General features: G+C 71.9%; 13 protein-coding genes and 1 other RNA gene. 6 read left to right on the top strand and 8 right to left on the bottom strand.

Translation table 11 applies throughout. The features are described from left to right. Positions 1–24 precede the first annotated feature (24 nt). Entirely contained in the window at positions 25–2583 is a 2559-nt protein-coding gene (locus tag ACGWYL_RS05335) for a DUF4153 domain-containing protein (protein ID WP_395486617.1), read from the bottom strand. Further along, a complete protein-coding gene (locus ACGWYL_RS05330) occupies positions 2580–3269 on the bottom strand; it encodes a response regulator transcription factor (RefSeq protein ID WP_395486616.1) in 690 nt (229 codons plus the stop codon). Before ACGWYL_RS05330 ends, ACGWYL_RS05335 begins: the two co-directional genes overlap by 4 nt. Before the next feature lie 126 nt (positions 3270–3395). Here ACGWYL_RS05330 and ffs point away from each other — a divergent pair. Then, positions 3396–3486: signal recognition particle sRNA small type (gene ffs, locus ACGWYL_RS05325), an RNA gene on the top strand. A gap of 6 nt (positions 3487–3492) precedes the next feature. On the opposite strand, the gene ACGWYL_RS05320 is transcribed toward ffs, so the two are convergent. After that, positions 3493–4257 (bottom strand): M14 family zinc carboxypeptidase, encoded by a 765-nt coding sequence (locus ACGWYL_RS05320; RefSeq protein WP_179427586.1) that lies wholly within the window; start codon positions 4255–4257, stop codon positions 3493–3495. 4 nt (positions 4258–4261) lie between these two features. Beyond that, positions 4262–6004: a helicase HerA-like domain-containing protein gene (locus tag ACGWYL_RS05315; protein ID WP_179427588.1), complete on the bottom strand. Its 1743-nt coding sequence runs from the start codon at positions 6002–6004 to the stop codon at positions 4262–4264. Between the two features lie 115 nt (positions 6005–6119). On the opposite strand from ACGWYL_RS05315, the gene ACGWYL_RS05310 reads away from it, so the two are divergent. Both ACGWYL_RS05310 and ACGWYL_RS05305 read left to right on the top strand, forming a co-directional pair. Continuing rightward, positions 6120–6422 carry a type II toxin-antitoxin system VapB family antitoxin gene (locus ACGWYL_RS05310; RefSeq protein ID WP_179427590.1) on the top strand — a complete coding sequence of 101 codons (303 nt, stop codon included), beginning with the start codon at positions 6120–6122 and terminating at the stop codon, positions 6420–6422. Then, positions 6419–6931 carry a LytR C-terminal domain-containing protein gene (locus tag ACGWYL_RS05305; protein ID WP_179427592.1) on the top strand — a complete coding sequence of 171 codons (513 nt, stop codon included), beginning with the start codon at positions 6419–6421 and terminating at the stop codon, positions 6929–6931. Before ACGWYL_RS05310 ends, ACGWYL_RS05305 begins: the two co-directional genes overlap by 4 nt. On the opposite strand, the gene ACGWYL_RS05300 is transcribed toward ACGWYL_RS05305, so the two are convergent. Genes ACGWYL_RS05300 through ACGWYL_RS05290 form a run of 3 tightly spaced genes read right to left on the bottom strand, consistent with a single transcriptional unit; the run spans position 6932 to position 9580 of the window. After that, positions 6932–8434: a potassium/proton antiporter gene (locus tag ACGWYL_RS05300; RefSeq protein ID WP_395486614.1), complete on the bottom strand. Its 1503-nt coding sequence runs from the start codon at positions 8432–8434 to the stop codon at positions 6932–6934. Positions 8435–8467: 33 nt separating this feature from the next. Continuing rightward, the gene (gene aroQ / locus ACGWYL_RS05295) at positions 8468–8914 is read right to left on the bottom strand and encodes a type II 3-dehydroquinate dehydratase (protein WP_395486613.1); all 447 of its coding nucleotides are present in this window, start codon (positions 8912–8914) and stop codon (positions 8468–8470) included. Between the two features lie 9 nt (positions 8915–8923). After that, the gene (locus tag ACGWYL_RS05290; RefSeq protein WP_269304254.1) at positions 8924–9580 is read right to left on the bottom strand and encodes a TetR/AcrR family transcriptional regulator; all 657 of its coding nucleotides are present in this window, start codon (positions 9578–9580) and stop codon (positions 8924–8926) included. An 85-nt stretch (positions 9581–9665) separates the two neighbouring features. Between ACGWYL_RS05290 and ACGWYL_RS05285 the strand changes: the two genes are divergently transcribed. The 3 genes from ACGWYL_RS05285 to ACGWYL_RS05275 are packed head-to-tail and all read left to right on the top strand — an operon-like array spanning position 9666 to position 11717. After that, the gene (locus tag ACGWYL_RS05285) at positions 9666–10310 is read left to right on the top strand and encodes a DUF4386 domain-containing protein (RefSeq protein ID WP_395486612.1); all 645 of its coding nucleotides are present in this window, start codon (positions 9666–9668) and stop codon (positions 10308–10310) included. 9 nt (positions 10311–10319) lie between these two features. Next, positions 10320–10844 (top strand): flavodoxin domain-containing protein, encoded by a 525-nt coding sequence (locus tag ACGWYL_RS05280; RefSeq protein ID WP_395486611.1) that lies wholly within the window; start codon positions 10320–10322, stop codon positions 10842–10844. Between the two features lie 3 nt (positions 10845–10847). Then, the gene (locus ACGWYL_RS05275; protein WP_395486610.1) at positions 10848–11717 is read left to right on the top strand and encodes an LLM class F420-dependent oxidoreductase; all 870 of its coding nucleotides are present in this window, start codon (positions 10848–10850) and stop codon (positions 11715–11717) included. 164 nt (positions 11718–11881) lie between these two features. Here the strand turns inward: ACGWYL_RS05275 and ACGWYL_RS05270 are convergent, their stop codons facing one another. Beyond that, on the bottom strand, positions 11882–16216 hold the full coding sequence (locus ACGWYL_RS05270) for a LamG-like jellyroll fold domain-containing protein (protein ID WP_395486609.1): 4335 nt from the start codon (positions 16214–16216) through the stop codon (positions 11882–11884). Positions 16217–16263: the final 47 nt, after the last annotated feature.

Here is a 16263-nt window from a genome sequence, read left to right as displayed (position 1 = left end):
GAATCGGGCCGGGACCGGCGGATCTCAGCCTTCCGTCTGGCCCGTGCAGGCGTCAGTGGTGAAGTCCGCAGCGCTCGTCTCCAGTCCCAGCGACTCGGCCCGCTGACGGCCCAGGTTCCACTCCAGCCACGACGCCGAATCGCGCCGATCGCCCGACAGGGCGCAGGTCTGGTCCGCCTCGGACAGGCGCGACTCCATCGTGGGCACGGCGTCGTCCGAGAGCTGTGACAGGAAGTACCAGTCGACCTTGCCGGTGGTCTCGTAGCGGTCGAGGTTGTGGTCGGCGATCCAGGCGTCAGGGTTGATCGCGGCGATGCCCAGCAGCAGCACCGCGCCGCTGATCAGGCCGAACCGCGGCAGCCAGGTGCCGCGCAGTCGCCAGCCGGCGGCGATCGTGGCGAGCACCAGCAGGCCGAGCCAGCCCTCGAAGACGTCGACCAGCAGTCGCAGCTGGGTGAAGCCGTAGGCCTCCTGGTAGAGCGCCATCCGGTTGAGCGCCGACGCCACCACGAGCAGCGTCATGACGCACAACAGGCCGAGCGCGACGCGCAGCCACGTCCGGTCCGCGACGGTCTCGCGGGAGGCCTTGCGGGACGCGGCCCAGACCACGAACAGCGTCAGCGCCGTGGCGACCGTCAGCTGGCCGAAGCCCTGGTGCACGTACTCCGCGTAGGTCAGCCCGGTCGTGCGCTCGAAGTAGTCGCGCCCGCCGAAGATGGCCGCGGCCTGGGCCACGAGGAAGGCGACGAACACCGCGTCCACGACCAGCACGGGCACGAGCCACTCGAACCGCTTCGCGACCGGAGAGGACTCCCAGCGCACCGTGTCGACCTCCGGCGGGTTGAGCGCCAGGTAGGTGCCCGCCAGCGCGATGCCGCCGACGGCGATGGCGACGAACACTTGGACCGCGAAGTCGGCGGAGCCGAAGTCGGGCACGAGGCCGCTGAACCACTCGGCGAACAGCGCGTCGGCCGACATGAACAGGAAGGCGAAGATCGTCAGGCCGAGGACCGACCAGAGCACGGTGCGCACCACGGCGATGCCGTGACCGGTGCCCGTGAGCATCCGCATCGTGCGGCCGAGCCACGGGATGCCGCGCAGGCCCGCGAGCGGCCACGAGATCGCCGAGATCACGAAGCCCGGCACGTTCCTCGCGTCCGTGAGCGCCATGGTGGCGATCGCACCGCCGGCCAAGAGGCACAGGATCACGATCCACTCGGCGTCGCGGATCAGCGCCGTGGAGGCCAGGAGGGTGCACAGGACGGCGCACGCGATGGTGAACGGCCGGCGCCGGCGCGGGCTGGCCGCGAACAGCAGCAGGCCCGCCGCCATCAGCACGAGGAACGTGCCGAGGCCGAGGTCGTGGAACGGCAGCGCGATGCCGGCGAGCACGCCGACCCCGACCGCCCAGGCGAGCAGGCGCGGTCGTCCGGGCTCGCCCCGGTCGGGCCACAGCCCGCCGAACAGCGAGTCCGTCATGGACGGGAGCGGTGGCGGGGTCGCCGAGGGCGGGGTCGGTGCGGAGGTGTCGGGCACGGGGATCTCCTTCGGTGCGGCCACGGGGGCGCGGTCACGGGTCGGGGGCGCGGTGAGCGGCAGGACGGCGTGGACGCGCGCGCCGGCGTGGCCGGCCTCGGGGTCGACGAAGCGGATCGTCCCGCCGTGCAGGTCGGTGACCCAGCGGGCGATGGCCAGGCCGAGGCCCGTGCCGCCGCCGCCCTCGGTCTCGGCGAGGGTGCCGAAGCGCTCGAAGGCGCGGGCGCGCGAGTCCGGCGCGACGCCGGGACCCTCGTCGGCGACCTCGAGCAGCCAGCCGTCGTCGACGCGTCGCGCCCGGATCGACACCGTCCCGCCCGCCGGCGAGTGCCGGGTGGCGTTGTCGACGAGGTTCGCCACGAGCTGGCGCAGCCGGGCCGCGTCAGCCTCGACGGTGAGGTCGGCGGGCTCGACGGCCACCGTGACCTCGACGTCGCGGTCGCCGTACTGGAACTCGTCGGCGGCGGACGCGAGCAGCTCGCCGACGAGGACGGGCTCCACGTGCAGGGGCACGGCGCCGGCGTCCACGCGGGACAGGTCCAGGAGGTCGGCCACGAGGTCCGAGAGCCGCTCGGCCTGCGCCAGCGCGCTGCGCAGGGTGGCCGGGTCGGGCTCGCTCACGCCGTCGGCGAGGTTCTCCAGCAGGGCGCACATGGCGGTGAGGGGCGTGCGCAGCTCGTGGCTGACGTTCGCGATGAGGTCGCGACGCTGGCGGTCGACCTGCTCGAGGTCGGCGGCCATGCGGTTGAAGGCACGGGCCAGCTCGCCGATCTCGTCGCGCGAGGTGTCGGTGATGCGGGTGCTGTGGTCGCCGCGCGCCATCCGTGCCGCCGCCGCCGTCATCTGGCGCAGTGGCGAGGTCATGCCCGACGCCAGCAGCTGGGTCACGGCGAGGGCCAGCGCGATCGTCACGGGGATGCTCAGCCAGATCGGCACGCCGCCCGCGGCGCCCACGGTGGCCACGATCGAGGCCACCAAGACGCTCGCCGCGACCAGCAGGCCGAGCTTGACCTTCACCGACCCGACGGGGTCCAGAGGCCGCGTCATGGGGTGACCTCGAGCGCGTAGCCGACACCGTGCACGGTGCGGATCCGGTCGGCGCCGATCTTGGCGCGCAGGCCCTTCACGTGGCTGTCGACGGTGCGGGTGCCTGAGGCCTCGGCCCAGCCCCAGACCTCGGCCAGCAGTCGCTCGCGCGAGAGCACGTCGCCGGGCGCGGCGGCGAGGCACACGAGCAGGTCGAACTCCGTGGGCGTCAGGTGGATCTCCTCGTCCGCGACCCAGACGCGCCGAGCGCCGACGTCGAGCCGCAGGTCGTCCCACTCGCGCACCGAGCCCTGGGTGGAGGCCGCGAGCTCGGCGGCCCGGTCGACCCGCCGGAGCAGGGCGGACACCCGCGCCACCAGCTCGCGCATCCGGAACGGCTTGGTGAGGTAGTCGTCGGCGCCGACGGCGAGGCCCACCAGGACGTCGGCCTCGTCGTCGCGCGCCGTGAGCATGAGGACCGGGACGGGCCGCACGGCCTGGATGCGGCGGCACACCTCGTGGCCGTCGAAGCCCGGGAGCATCACGTCCAGCACCACGAGATCGGGGTCGTGCTGCTCGAACGCCGCCACCGCGCCGGGCCCGTCCCACGCCCGCACGACCTCGTGACCGTGGGCGGTCAGCCGGTCGGTCACGGCGGTGCCGATGGTGGGCTCGTCCTCGACGAGCAGGATGCGGCGAGCGGTCATGCCTCCAACCTAGGAGCCCGGGTCGCCGGATCGTGGGGACGAATCGTGAAGATCCTGTGCAGATCGTCCCGGCGAGTTCGGGCTCCCGCTTCGGACGCCCACGTCCGGCCTCGTATAGTGGTGACCAGCCCCTCGCGTGGCGGCACATCACCCAACTCCCCCAGGGCAGGAATGCAGCAAGGGTCAGTGGTCCCTGCCGGGTACGCGAGGGGTCCTTGCGTTCCTAGGGGTGCACGCGCGCCGCGCGCATGATCGCGCGGCTGGCCCCCTTCACGTAGCCCGAGGACGGCTTCGCCCCGTACTCCACCGTGATCGCCGTGCCGTGCTTCGCGAGGTAGCGGTTGTACCAGCCGGTGAGCGTGGGCGAGGTGCCCTTGCCCTGCGCGACGCCGAAGTGCTTGCGCTTGAGCTTCAGCTCCTTCGCGAGCCGCTTCTCGAAGGCCACGTCCTTCCCGGACGTGCCGACGCCGTGCAGCGGCTGGTGCAGCGACACGATGTAGTCGGGCCGCTGGCTCTTGAGGAACTTCATCATCGTGCGTGTCTCGCGCTCACTGGCCTTCTTCGGGCCTCCGTAGGTGCGGGAGCCCTTGGTGCCGCGGATCCAGCCGCTCGTCGGCCAGTTGCGGTTGAGGTCCACCCCGCGCGCGTTCGTGCGCGTCTTGCGGGCGGCGCCGTCGGGGTTCATCGTCGGGATGATCCACAGGCCCGTGCCCGCCTTCGGCTTCACGCGCTTGACCGCGTGCTGGGCGGTCTTGCGGCCGGCCGGCTCGTCACCGTGCATCTGCCCGAGGATCAGCAGGACCCGCTTCGGCTTCTTCGCGCCGCGGTAGAAGGCCACGATGCTGCGGCCCTGGTGGCTCGTGCCGATGACGACCTTGCGCGTCGTGTAGTCCGAGTCCGCCGCCTGCGCCGGCACGCTGACCAGCGCCGGGGCGACGAGCCCCATCGACAGGACGACTCCCGCTGCTGCCTTCACTGCCCCCGACATGGGATCACCGCTTCTTCTTGAAGATCGCCTTGATGAGTTCGCGGGCGGCGGTGCGACTCGCCTCCCCGATCGCCCGGTCCATGGGCGACATCCGGTTCGAGCCGCGGCTGCGGCTCTTCGTGCGCGTGCCCGTCGGGCGCTCGCGGGCCAGGTCCTTCTCGAGTCTCTCGGCCTCCTCGGCCGCGCGCTTGCGCTCGGCCTCGGCGGTGGCGGCCTCCGTGGCCGCGCGGGTGCGCTCGGCCATCGCCTCGGCCGCGCCCCCGGTGGAGGCGACGGCCGCGTACTTCGCGGCGAGGGGCGAGGCGGCCACGGCGGCGGTCATCGCGGCGGCGTCGGTGGGCTCCATCGACCCCTGAGGGGCGCGGACGCGCGTCCACGCGACGGGCGACGGCGCGCCCTTCTCGTTCATGACGGTCACGATCGCCTCGCCCGTCGCCAGCTGGGTCAGGACCTCCTCGAGGTCGTAGCCCGAGTGCGGGTAGGTCGAGACGGTCGCCTTGAGCGCCTTCGCGTCCTGCGGCGTGTGGGCGCGCAGCTGGTGCTGGACGCGCGAGCCCAGCTGGGCCAGCACGTCGTCGGGCACGTCCTTCGGCGTCTGGGTGACGAAGAAGATGCCGACGCCCTTCGACCGGATGAGCCGCACGGTCTGGACGACGATCTCGAGGAAGTCCTTCGACGCACCCTTGAACAGCAGGTGGGCCTCGTCGAAGAAGAAGACGAGCTTCGGGCGGTCGGTGTCGCCGACCTCGGGGAGCGTCGAGAACAGCTCGCGCAGCAGGTACATGAGGAAGGTCGAGAACAGCTGCGGCTGGTCCTGCACGCCCGGGACCTCGAGCAGCGAGACGATGCCGCGGCCGTCGGCATCGGTGCGCAGCACGTCGGCGACCTCGAACGCGGGCTCGCCGAAGAACACGTCGGCGCCGGAGTCGGCGAACGTGACCAGCTCGCGCAGGATCACGCCGACCGTGGCGCTCGAGAGCCCGCCGATCGCCTTGAGCTCGGGCTTGCCCTCGGCGCTGTCGAGGAACGCCACGACGGCACGCAGGTCCTCCAGGGTCACGAGGCGCAGCCCGGCCTTGCGCGCGTAGTGGAAGACCAGTGAGAGCGAGGACTCCTGCGTGGTGTTGAGGTCGAGGACCTTCGACAGCAGGATCGGCCCGAACGCCTCGACCGTGGCGCGGATCGGCACGCCCGTGCCCTTCGCGCCGAGGGCGTAGAACTCGGTGGGGAAGGCCGTGGCCTGCCAGTCCTGGCCGATGCTCGCGGTGCGCGCGAGCAGCTTCTCGTTCGAGGCACCGGGGGTCGCGATGCCCGAGAGGTCGCCCTTGATGTCGGCCGCGAAGACCGGGACGCCGCCGGCCGAGACCTGCTCGGCCAGCACCTGCAGGGTCTTCGTCTTGCCGGTGCCCGTGGCGCCAGCGACGAGGCCGTGGCGGTTGAGCATGCCGAAGGGGATGCGCACCGGGACGTCGGCGCGCGGCTCGCCGCTCTCGACCAGCGCGCCGATCTCCAGCGCCGGGCCCTCGAACGCGTAGCCGGCGCGGATCTGAGCCACCTGCTCGCTGTCCGCGGCCGGAGCCTCGGCCGCGGGGGCCTCCGTCCGATCGGCGGCCCTCGCCTGCGCCGCCTCGGCCGCGGCGGCCAGCTCGTCGGCGCGGCGCTGGGCCTCCTCGGCGGCGGCCTTGGCCTCGGCGGCGGCCCGGGCGGCCGCGGCGACCTCGTCGGCGGAGGGATCGGTCTCGGTCATGTGCTCAGGCTAGTTCCCCCCGGCCGTCGCGCCAGGGGCTCCGCGTCGTTCGGGGAGGCACACCATGGATCCCGTGGTCATCGAGCGGCTGTGAGCCGCCCCTTAGACTGATCGGGTGATCTTTCGCCGCGTGGGGGACGGGCGGCCGTACCCCGACCATGGACTGACCCAGAGTGACTGGGCTGCCATCGCGCCGACCCAGGTGCGCCTGGACGATCTCACCACCACCAAGACCACCCTCGACCTCGAGACGCTGCTCGACACCGACTCGACGTACTTCGGCGACCTGTTCGCCCACGTCGTCGGCTGGAAGGGCGAGCTGTTCCTCGAGGACGGGCTGCACCGGGCCCTGCGAGCAGCCCTGCAGCAGCGCACCATGGTCCACGCGCGCGTCTTCACGATCGGGAAGCAGTCATGAGCAAGGCCGTGGAGCGTCTCGTCGTCCTGGGCACCGCGGGCGTGTTCGTCGCGGGCACCGCGCTCGGGCTGAACCTCGCGTTCTCCAAGCCCGATCCCGTGGCCGCCGAGCCCACGTGCGAGATCAAGAAGATCGCGAAGGGCGAGGTGCTCAGCAGCAACCTCGTCATGGTGCACGTCTACAACGCCAGCCAGCGTGCCGGCGTCGCCAACCGCGTGAAGATCAACCTCGAGCGCCGTGGCTTCCTCGGCGGCGTCGCCCAGAACAACCCCGGCCAGCTCAAGCCGAAGAACGTCATGGTGCTGAGCCAGGACCCGGCCGACCCCCGCGCGCGGCTCGTCGCCCGGCAGTTCAAGGGCAAGGTCGAGCGCGTCCAGGCCGACTTCGAGACCGAGGACGGCATCTCGGTGCTGATCGGTCCGGACTACCAGGGCCTCAAGAAGGCGGGCACGAAGCTCAAGGCCTCGCAGGACGTCACCGTGTGCGTCCCCACGATCACCCTGCCGTAGTCACGCGTCGCGGCGGCGCGGGTCGAGGTCCCACCCGGCCAGGCGGCCGTGCCGGGCCACCGACCGGAGCCGTCGCTCCACGCCCTCGCGCAGGTCGCGCGTGGTCACGATGAGCAGCTCGTCGCCCACGCGGATGCGCGTGGTGCGGTGCGGCACGAGCGTCGAGTCGCCGCGGACCACCATCGTCACCGAGGCGCCCTCGGGCAGCCGGAGCTCGCCCACCTCCACGCCGGCCAGGCGCGACGTGGACGGCACGTGGATCTGGAGCAGGTCGGCCGAGATCCGCTCGAGGGGTGCCGCGTCGATCTCGACGTCGCGGCCCCGGTCGCTCTCGACGCCGCACCAGCGCGCGAGGCGGTGCAGCGGCGCGGCCTGCACGATCGTGTAGACGACGACGGCCACGAAGGTGATGTTGAACAGGTCGATGGACTGGGTGACGCCGTTCGCGAGCGGGATCGTCGCCAGCACGATCGGCACCGCGCCGCGCAGGCCGGCCCAGCCGATGAACAGCTGCTCGCGCCAGCCGACGCGGAACCACGCGGCGCAGGCGGCGACGGACGCCGGCCGCGCCACGAAGGTCAGCAGCGCGCCGATCCCAACGCCCGCGCCGATGTGCCAGAGCTGGATGTCGCTCGGGTGCACGAGCAGGCCGAGCATCACGAACAGGCCGATCTGGGCGAGCCAGCCGATCCCCTCGACGAACGAGCGGGTGGCCGAGCGGTGCGGCAGCTCGGTGTTGCCCAGCACGACGGCCGCCACGTAGACCGCCGCGAAGCCGCTCGCGTGGATCAGGGCGGCCGAGGCGTACGCGAGCACCGTCACGGCGAAGACGACGAGCGGATAGAGGCCCGCCGCGGGCAGCGCCGCCCGCCGCAGCAGCCGGGCCCCGCCCCACCCGACCAGCAGGCCCAGCAGGGCGCCGATCACGAGCTCGAAGACGACCAGGGCCAGGAACCCGCCGACGCCGTGGTCGTTGATCTCGCCCACGCTGATCGCCGTGACGAGGACGACGATGGGCGCGTCGTTGAGGCCGGACTCGGTCTCCAGCACGCCGGACACCCGTGACTTCAGCGGCACCGAGCGCAGGACCGAGAAGACCGCGGCGGCGTCGGTGGGCGAGAGGACGGCCGCGATCAGGACGGCCAGCTGCCAGTCGAGGCCGAACAGGTAGTGCGCGCCGGCGGCGACGATCCCCACGCTGATCGACGTGCCCACCGTCGCCAGCAGGACGCCGAGGCCCAGCGCGGGCCGCATCGTCGACCAGTTCGTGGTCAGGCCGCCCTCGGCGAGGATGAGGATCAGGGCGGAGAGGCCCAGCACCAGGGCGATGTTCGCGTCGGCGAACTGGACGCCGGCGCCGTCGTAGCCGATGAGGATGCCCAGCCCGAGGTACATGAGCAGCGAGGGCAGCCCGATGCCCACGGACAGGCGCACGGCCAGGACGGCCAGGATGAGGACTCCGGACCCCGTCAGGAGGATGACGTCGAGGTCATGGGAGGTCACACCATCCCCTTCCCTCGCGCCGGTGGGGTGATCCTATCGGCCCTCGACGTGGTCGATCAGCCGATCCGTGGCGGCGCGGTAGCCGGGGACGCCCTCGCCGATCACGTGAACGACGGCCACGTCGGCGACGTACGAGTGGTGGCGGAACGGCTCGCGCGCCATGACGTCGGAGATGTGCACCTCGGCCACGGGCAGCGCCACGCCCGAGAGCGCGTCGCGCAGCACGACCGAGGTGTGGGTGAGCCCGCCGGGGTTGATGACGATGCCGGCGCAGTCGTGGCGGGCCTCGTGGATCGCGTCGAGGAGGACGCCCTCGTGGTTGCTCTGCACGGCGCGCACCTCGTAGCCGCGGGCGGTGGCGGCCTCGGCGACGAGCGCCTCGACGTCGGCGAGCGTCTCGGAGCCGTAGATGTCGGGCTCGCGCGTGCCGAGGAGGTTGAGGTTGGGCCCGTTGACGAGCAGCAGCCGGCGGGTGGTCACGCGGCCAACCTACCGTCGCGAGCGCCAGCCCGAGGCGTGCAGGCGCTCCACCCCGTCGAGCAGCAGGTCGAGCGCGAAGTCGAACTCGAGGTCGGCGTCGCACCGGCCGCCGTCGCGCGTGGTCTCGCGCACGACCGCCACGATGTGCGGGAACGTCCGCGCGAAGGCGTCGAGCGCCTCGGGGGAGGGCGTGTCGTCGCCGGGCTCGTCGAAGGCCTCGGGGCTGAAGCCCCAGATGCGGTGGCCCAGGGCGTGCATGACGTGGTGCGCGAGGTCCACCGAGAGGCCGCCGTCGATCATCTCGCCGGTCACCGCGTCCATGTGGGTGAGCACGGCGGGCGTGCGCGCCGTGCGGCTCTCGATCGCCTGGCGCAGCCACGGGTGGCGCACCAGCTCGGCCCGGGCGGCGAGGACGCGGGCGCGCACGCGATCGGGCCAGGATCCGCCCGGCGCGGGCTGCTCGTAGCCGGCCACGATCGTCTCGACCATCCCGTCGAGGAGGTCCTCCTTGTTCGCGACGTGCTTGTAGAGCGCCATGGGGACGACGTCGAGGCGGGCGGCCACCTGGCGCATGCTGACCGCCGTCAGTCCCTGCTCGTCGGCGAGCGTGATCGCGGCGGCGAGGGTGCGCTCGCGACTCACGGTGGGTCGGTCGGCTGCGGCCACGTCGCTCCTCCTGCTTGACGGGTGTACGCCGTAAGCCTAGTGTCAGGCACGAGGTGTACGCCGTACACCAGCGAAGGAGCGAGCCATGACCGCGCGCCGGACGGCCTTCTGGGCCGGCGTCCTCTACCTGCTGACGTTCGTGACGTCGATCCCCGCCGTCGCGCTCAAGGGCGGCCTGCTCGACGACCCGGGATCCGCGTCCGCGATCGGGCCGGCCCGGACCGGTGCCGCGCTCGAGCTGGTGCTCGCCGCGGCGTGCGTCGGCACCGCGGTCGTCCTGTACCCCGTCGTGCGCGCCCACGGCGAGCGCGCGGCGCTCGGGTTCGTCGCGGCGCGCGTGCTCGAGGCCTCGATGATCCTCGTGGGTGTCCTGGTCGTGCTGACGTTCGCCGAGGGAGTGGTGGGCGAGGAGGTCGCGCCGGCTCTCGTCGGACTCCACGACGCGGCGTTCCTCGTCGGACCCGGCGCGGTGCCCGCCCTCAACGCGCTGCTGCTCGCACCCCTGCTGCTGCGCGGGGGACTCGTCCCGCGCGCCATCCCGTTGATCGGGCTGGTCGGTGCGCCCCTGCTGCTGGTCTCGGCGCTGGGCGCGGTGGCCGGCTGGATCGACCAGGTCTCGGTGCTCGCGGGGCTGCTCGCGCTGCCCATCGCGGCGTGGGAGCTGTCGCTCGGCCTGTGGCTGCTGGTCAGGGGCTTCTCGACCGCCCGGGTGACCCCCGTCGGGGCCTAGCCTCGGGGCGTGCCTCTCGTCGTCCACGCCTCCAAGTACGGGTCCGCCGAGCTCTACGCGAGCTGGATCGGGGAGGCGCTCGGCGCGCCCGTGGCCGCCGCCGACGAGGTCACCCCGGAGCAGCTGGTCGGGAGCGACGTGGTCGTGCTGTGCGGCGCGATCTACGGCCCGACCCTGCGGGGCAGCAGCCTGCTGCGGAAGGCCATGGAGCTGGGCACGGCGACGCGGTTCGTCCTGGTCACGGTGGGGCTCAGCGACCCCGCGCTCACGACGAAGCGCGACGAGCTGGTCGCGTCGAAGCTCCCCGCCGAGCTGCGCGAGCGGCTGGAGGTCGTCCACGTGCGCGGCGCGATGGACCGGTCGCGGCTGAGCCTGGTGGAGAGGTCGATGATGTCGACGATCCGCCGCGGGCTCGCGGTGAAGCGGGACCGCACGGCCGAGGAGCAGGCCATGCTGGAGGCGCTCACCCCGGACTCGATCGACCTCACCGACCGCGCTGCGGTCGCCACGGTCGTCGAGGCGTGCCTAGGCTGAGGCATGCGCTTCAGCGTCCACGTCTACAACTTCACGATCCCCGGCGAGCCGCAGGCGCTCGCCCCGACCCTCGCCGAGACGGCGCGCCGGGCCGAGCAGGCCGGCGCCGATGCCGTCACCCTGATGGATCACTACTTCCAGATGGAGACCGTCGGCCGCTCCGAGGACCCCATGCTGGAGGGCTACACGGCCCTGGGCTACCTCGCCGCCGTCACCGAGCGGGTCAAGCTGGGCCTGCTGGTCACCGGCGTGACCTACCGCCACCCCGGCCTGCTGGCCAAGATCGCCACGACCCTCGACGTGCTGTCGGGTGGTCGCGCGATCCTGGGCCTCGGCGCCGCCTGGTACGAGCGCGAGCACCTCGGCCTCGGCGTTCCGTACCCGTCGATGAAGGAGCGGTTCGAGCGGCTCGAGGAGACGCTGCAGATCGTCCACCAGATGTGGAGCGACGACGACGGCGCCTACGAGGGCAAGCACTACCAGCTGGCCGAGACGATCTGCCATCCCGCGCCGATCCAGCAGCCGCACCCGCCGATCCTGCTCGGCGGCATGGGCGAGAAGAAGACGCTGCGGTTCGTGGCCGAGTACGGCGACGCCTGCAACCTCTTCCCCGCCGGCGTCGACGTCATCCGGCACAAGCTCGAGGTCCTCGACCAGCACTGCGCCGACGTGGGTCGCGACCCCGCCGACATCCTGCGCACCCTGCAGTCGCCCGGCGACGCCGTGAAGGACCCCGAGAAGTTCCTCGAGGACGTCGCGGCCTACGCCGAGCTGGGCATCCAGTCGGTGTCCGTCTCGCCGCACGGTCCCGACCCGGTGGCCTGGGTCAGCGAGTTCGCCGAGAGGACCGCGCCGCGTCTCGCCGAGATCTGACGCGCGGGACCGACCCACTTTTGGATGCGTTGCACCTTTTCGGCGACCGAAAGGGTGCAACGCGTTCCAGAAGTGGCAGATGGCTGAGCGAGCGGGCCGCCATCGTCGCCACCCACGACGAAGGCCCCGGGGATCGCCCGGGGCCTGCGTCGTTCAGGGCCGGCTCAGCGCTTGACCACCCGCAGGGTGACCGCGGTGTTGCGAGCGCCGACCCGGTCGTTGCCGAGGTAGCTGATCACGAGGCGGTGCTTGCCCGCCTTCAGCTTCGGCAGCCGGACGGTGAGCCTGCCGTTCCGCACCGTGCCGTCGGCGACGACGCGGCCCTTGACCTTCACCAGGACCTTGGCGTTGGCCTGGGCCGGAGCGGCGACCCGGACCCGCACCGCTGCGCGCTGCGAGGTCTTGATCCGCTTCTTCGCCAGCGAGGCGCGGACCGTGGCCTTGGCCTTCGCGACGCGCGAGGCCATCGACGTGGCGGTCACCGGCTGGTGCCCGACGGTCGTGGCCGTCACGCGCACGCTGATCGACCGGCCGATGTCGGCCGACGTCACCCGGTAGTCGCCGCCCGTGGCGCCCCGGATCGGCTGACCGTCCCGCAGCCACTGCGCCTGCAGGGTGGCGGCCTCGGTGTTCGACCACGTGCCGATGCTGGCCCGCAGGATCGAGCCGACGCGCATCGCGCCGCTCACCTTCGGGCGGACCGTGTTGACCGGCGCCTTCGCGCCCTTGACCTCGACGACCCGGGTGACCATCGACTGGTTGCCGTTGGCGTCCGCGACCGAGTAGGTCAGCGCGTACGTGCCGGGCTTGGCCGTGTCGACCTCGCCGAGCACCTGGACCTTCTCGGTGACGTCGCCGTCGACCGCGTCCTGCGCCGAGACGCCGGCCATCGGGTCGAACACCCCATTGAGCTCGACCGAGCCGTTCTTCGGGACGGTCAGGACCGGCGCGGTCGTGTCCGTCCCGCTCGAGCCCGCCGTGAAGAGCGAGATCTGGCTGACCTCCCCGGGCAGCTCCTCGCCCGAGGCGGCGTCGACGCTGGTGGCGTGCCAGGCGTACGTGCGACCCGCCTCGAGGCCGTTCCAGGTGACCGTGGCCGGCCAGCCCGAGCGCACGGTCTCCTCGCCGATCACGCGGTCGGTCGGATCCACCACGACGAGGCCGTCCGAGCTGAAGCTCGTCTTGCGGGTCGTCAGGTTGATCGGCAGGCGCGTGTCGTCCTCGGTGCCGTTGTAGCGGAAGCGGTCGTCGTACTCGGTGGCGCCGAAGTTCTCCAGCAGCGGCGAGTAGGTGTCGACCGCGACCTCGCCCTTGTCGAGATCGAACTGCAGCAGGCGGAAGAACGACGAGCCGAACTGCAGCGGCGTGTTGCTGTCGTAGCCGACGCCCGTCAGCCCCAGCTCGTCCGAGCTCACCTTGTAGAACTGGTAGTCCGCGAGCAGCTCGACCACGTGGTGACCCTTGCGGGCGACGTCGCGCCGCAGCTCGATGCTGACGCCGTGCTCGTGGCCCGACAGGACGAGGGCGACGTTCGGGTTCTTCTTGATGACGTCGTCCAGCACCTGGCGGCCGTCGTAGGAGAAGCCGCTGCCGCGACCGTCCGGATTGACGCTCGGCGTCAGGTAGGCGTGCGTCAGGACGATCGCGTTGCGGTCGGAGAACTGCTTGAGAACCCCGTCGGCCCAGGCAGCCTCCTCGGCATCGACGCCGAAGCCGAGCGAGACGACGACGAAGTCGAGGTCGCCCTCGCTGAACAGCACGTAGTTGTTGCTGTTGTCGCCCTCCTTCCACGGCGTGAACTCCGCCTTCGCGTCCTGCCAGGCCTGGCTCTGCTCGAGCGTGGCGTAGCGGTCCGGACCGAAGTAGTCGTTGTAGAGGGCGTCCGGGCCGGTGTCTGCGCCGTAGAGGTTGTCGTGGTTGCCGGGCAGGACCGTGTTGACCATGCCGGCGTCGTCGAGGACCTTCTGCGCCTCCGACGCCACCTCGAACTCGGCGCGCGCGTTCGGCTCGTCCGAGCCGACGTTGTGCCAGTTCTCGATGATGTCGCCGGTGTGGGCCGTGAACGCGATCTTGCGCTCGTCGGCGTTCGCCGCGATCCACTCGGTGATGCCGCGGTAGGCGTTACGCCAGACCTCGCGCTCCTGCTCGGTCTCCTGCTCCACCGCGCCCTCGGACAGGTACTGCGTGTCGGTGACGTGGGCGATCGAGAAGTCGTAGTCGTCCGGGTTCTCGAACGAGTTCTTGACCTCGTTGGGCAGGTCGTCGGCGAACGGGTCCTCGCCGGTCACCAGGACCGGGACGGAGCCGCCGTGGCGGTGACGGCTGCGCAGATCGCCGGTCAGCTGGACCTGTCCCTCGGCGTTGCCGCGCGAGCGGGCGAGCTCCTCCCAGGCGCCGCCGTCCCAGACGCGCAGCACGACCTCGCGCGCAGGATCGACGCGACCGCTCCAGATCACCTGCTGGTCCGAGCTGCCGGTGACCGGCACGTCGAACTGCTGGAACGGCAGCTCGGACGTCGACGGCGAGTCGAGGAACGTCTCGTCGCCCGGCGCGGCCGCGTCGGCGATCGGCTTCTCGTCGGTGCCGGTGAAGTCGCGCTCCTTCGGGATGCCCGTCAGGACGCCCTGGCGGCCCTGCTGCGCGACGACCACGTCGGCCTCGCGGAACGTGGTGCGCACGCGGTCGCCCGACGGGTTCGTGGCGTTGGCCGAGAGGCGCACGGAGCCGCCGCCCTGCTCGGTCTCGGTGCCGCCCGCGGACGGCACGTTGGCAGTCGTGAAGGTTGTCGTGTGGTCGATCGGCGTGCCGAAGACGTCGTGACCCTCCACCGTGATCTCGTGCTCGCCGGCCTTGAGCCCGGCGCCGATCTCGTCGCCCGGCTCGATCGGGTCGCCGTCGAGTGCGTAGCGGACGTCGCGACCGACGCCCTCGGGGTTCGTGAACTCGACGCCGAAGCGGGTGCGCTTCGTGAGTCGCTCGTCCGCCGCAGGCGTGGTCGAGCTGACCTTGACGTTGTAGTTCGCGGGGCGGCCCGCGAAGGCGTCGCGACCCAGGGCGAGCACGCCCTCGGCGTCGACGGCCTCGCTGAAGACCCGCACGCGGCTGATCGTCGAGGGGGAGAAGAACGCGGGACGGTCGCGTCCGCTCGCGTCTCCTCCGATCACGAGGTTGCGGGCGCCGGCGCTCGGCGAGCTGAGCGTGCCGGTCGCGGGCGTGCTGGCCGCCAGGACGCCGTTGACGTAGAGGCGGACCATCTCGCCGTCGTACGTTCCGACCGCGTGGTACCAGCGCCCGCTCTCGATCTGCGTGCTCGTGTTGCGGTAGGCGCCACCGATGTGGGGGTTGAACGAGAGGCGGTCGCCGTACATGACGACGCCGAAGCCGCCCGCCTCCTTCGCGCCACACAGGTTGCCGCGCGTCTCGACGCCGCTGGCCTGGAAGTCGTCGTCGTACTTGAACACGCACTCGACGGTCATCTGGTTGGCGAGCTTCGGGAACTGCGCCTCGAACGGGTAGAGGTAGGCCGAGCCCGCACCGTCGAACTGCGCGACCTTGGTGCCCATCGGGGCGTCGTCGCGCACCTCGGGCGAGCCGAAGGTGCGCGGGGTCAGGCCCTGCGCGCCGTCGACCGGGGCGCCGGAGGAGAAGTCGAGGTCGAGGACATCGGCCTTCGGGGCGGCGGGACCCTCGCGGTCGGCGTCGGCGAGCGCCGACACCTGCTCGGCGGTGAGCGGATCGCTGTAGATGCGGCTCGTGCGCAGCGTGGTCTGCGCGAAGAACTGGGGCTTGTTCGAGGCGTTGACGTCACCCGCCAGCATCATCGAGTCGGCGCCGGCGGTCGAGTGCTTGAAGGCACCCGCGGCGGCGACGTCGCGGACCAGCTCACCGTCCAGGTAGAGCTTCAGTCGGGTGCCGTCCCACGTCGCGACCGTGTGGTGCCACGTGCCGGTGGTGATCGGGACGCGGACGCTCTTGTAGCCGCCGCCGACGTGGATCATGAAGTGCACGTCGTTGCCCGACATGACCGTGGCGAAGCCGCCCGACTCCTTCGACGAGCACAGCGCCGCCTCGGTGCTGGCGGACGTGCGCGGCCCGTCGAAGCGGAACGAGCACTCCAGCGACATGCCCTGCTCGAGCTTGGCGAACTCCGAGCGGATCGGGTAGCCGATCGCGTCGTCGGTGCCGTCGAAGCTCAGGACCGAGCGCCCGGTGCCGAGGTCGGCGCCCGCGGTCGGCTCGCCGTGCACGGTGGGCTCGAGGCCCTGCGCGTGCTCGGTGAGCTGGCCGCCCTTGAAGTCGACGTCGAAGACGTCGGCGGTCGGGAGGTCGACGGCCTGGCGCAGCGCCGAAGCTGCGGCCGGCGGTGCGGCGATGCTCGACATCGAGCTCACCGCCGCATCGGCCAGTCGGGGCGACGCGAGGGCGGGCGTGGTGGTGAAGGTGCCGAACCCGACCGCCGCGGCGAGCGCGAGGCTGGAGGTGGTGCGAAGGGATCGCATGGGCAGTGTGCTCCTACGGGGAAAGCCATCAGGACGCCCTGAGACTC

Origin of the sequence: Aeromicrobium sp. JJY06 (assembly GCF_044069275.1) — a bacterium.
GTDB lineage: Bacteria > Actinomycetota > Actinomycetes > Propionibacteriales > Nocardioidaceae > Aeromicrobium > Aeromicrobium tamlense.
The sequence above is the reverse complement of the archived record's forward strand: the minus strand, read 5'-3'. Positions and strand labels throughout refer to the sequence as shown.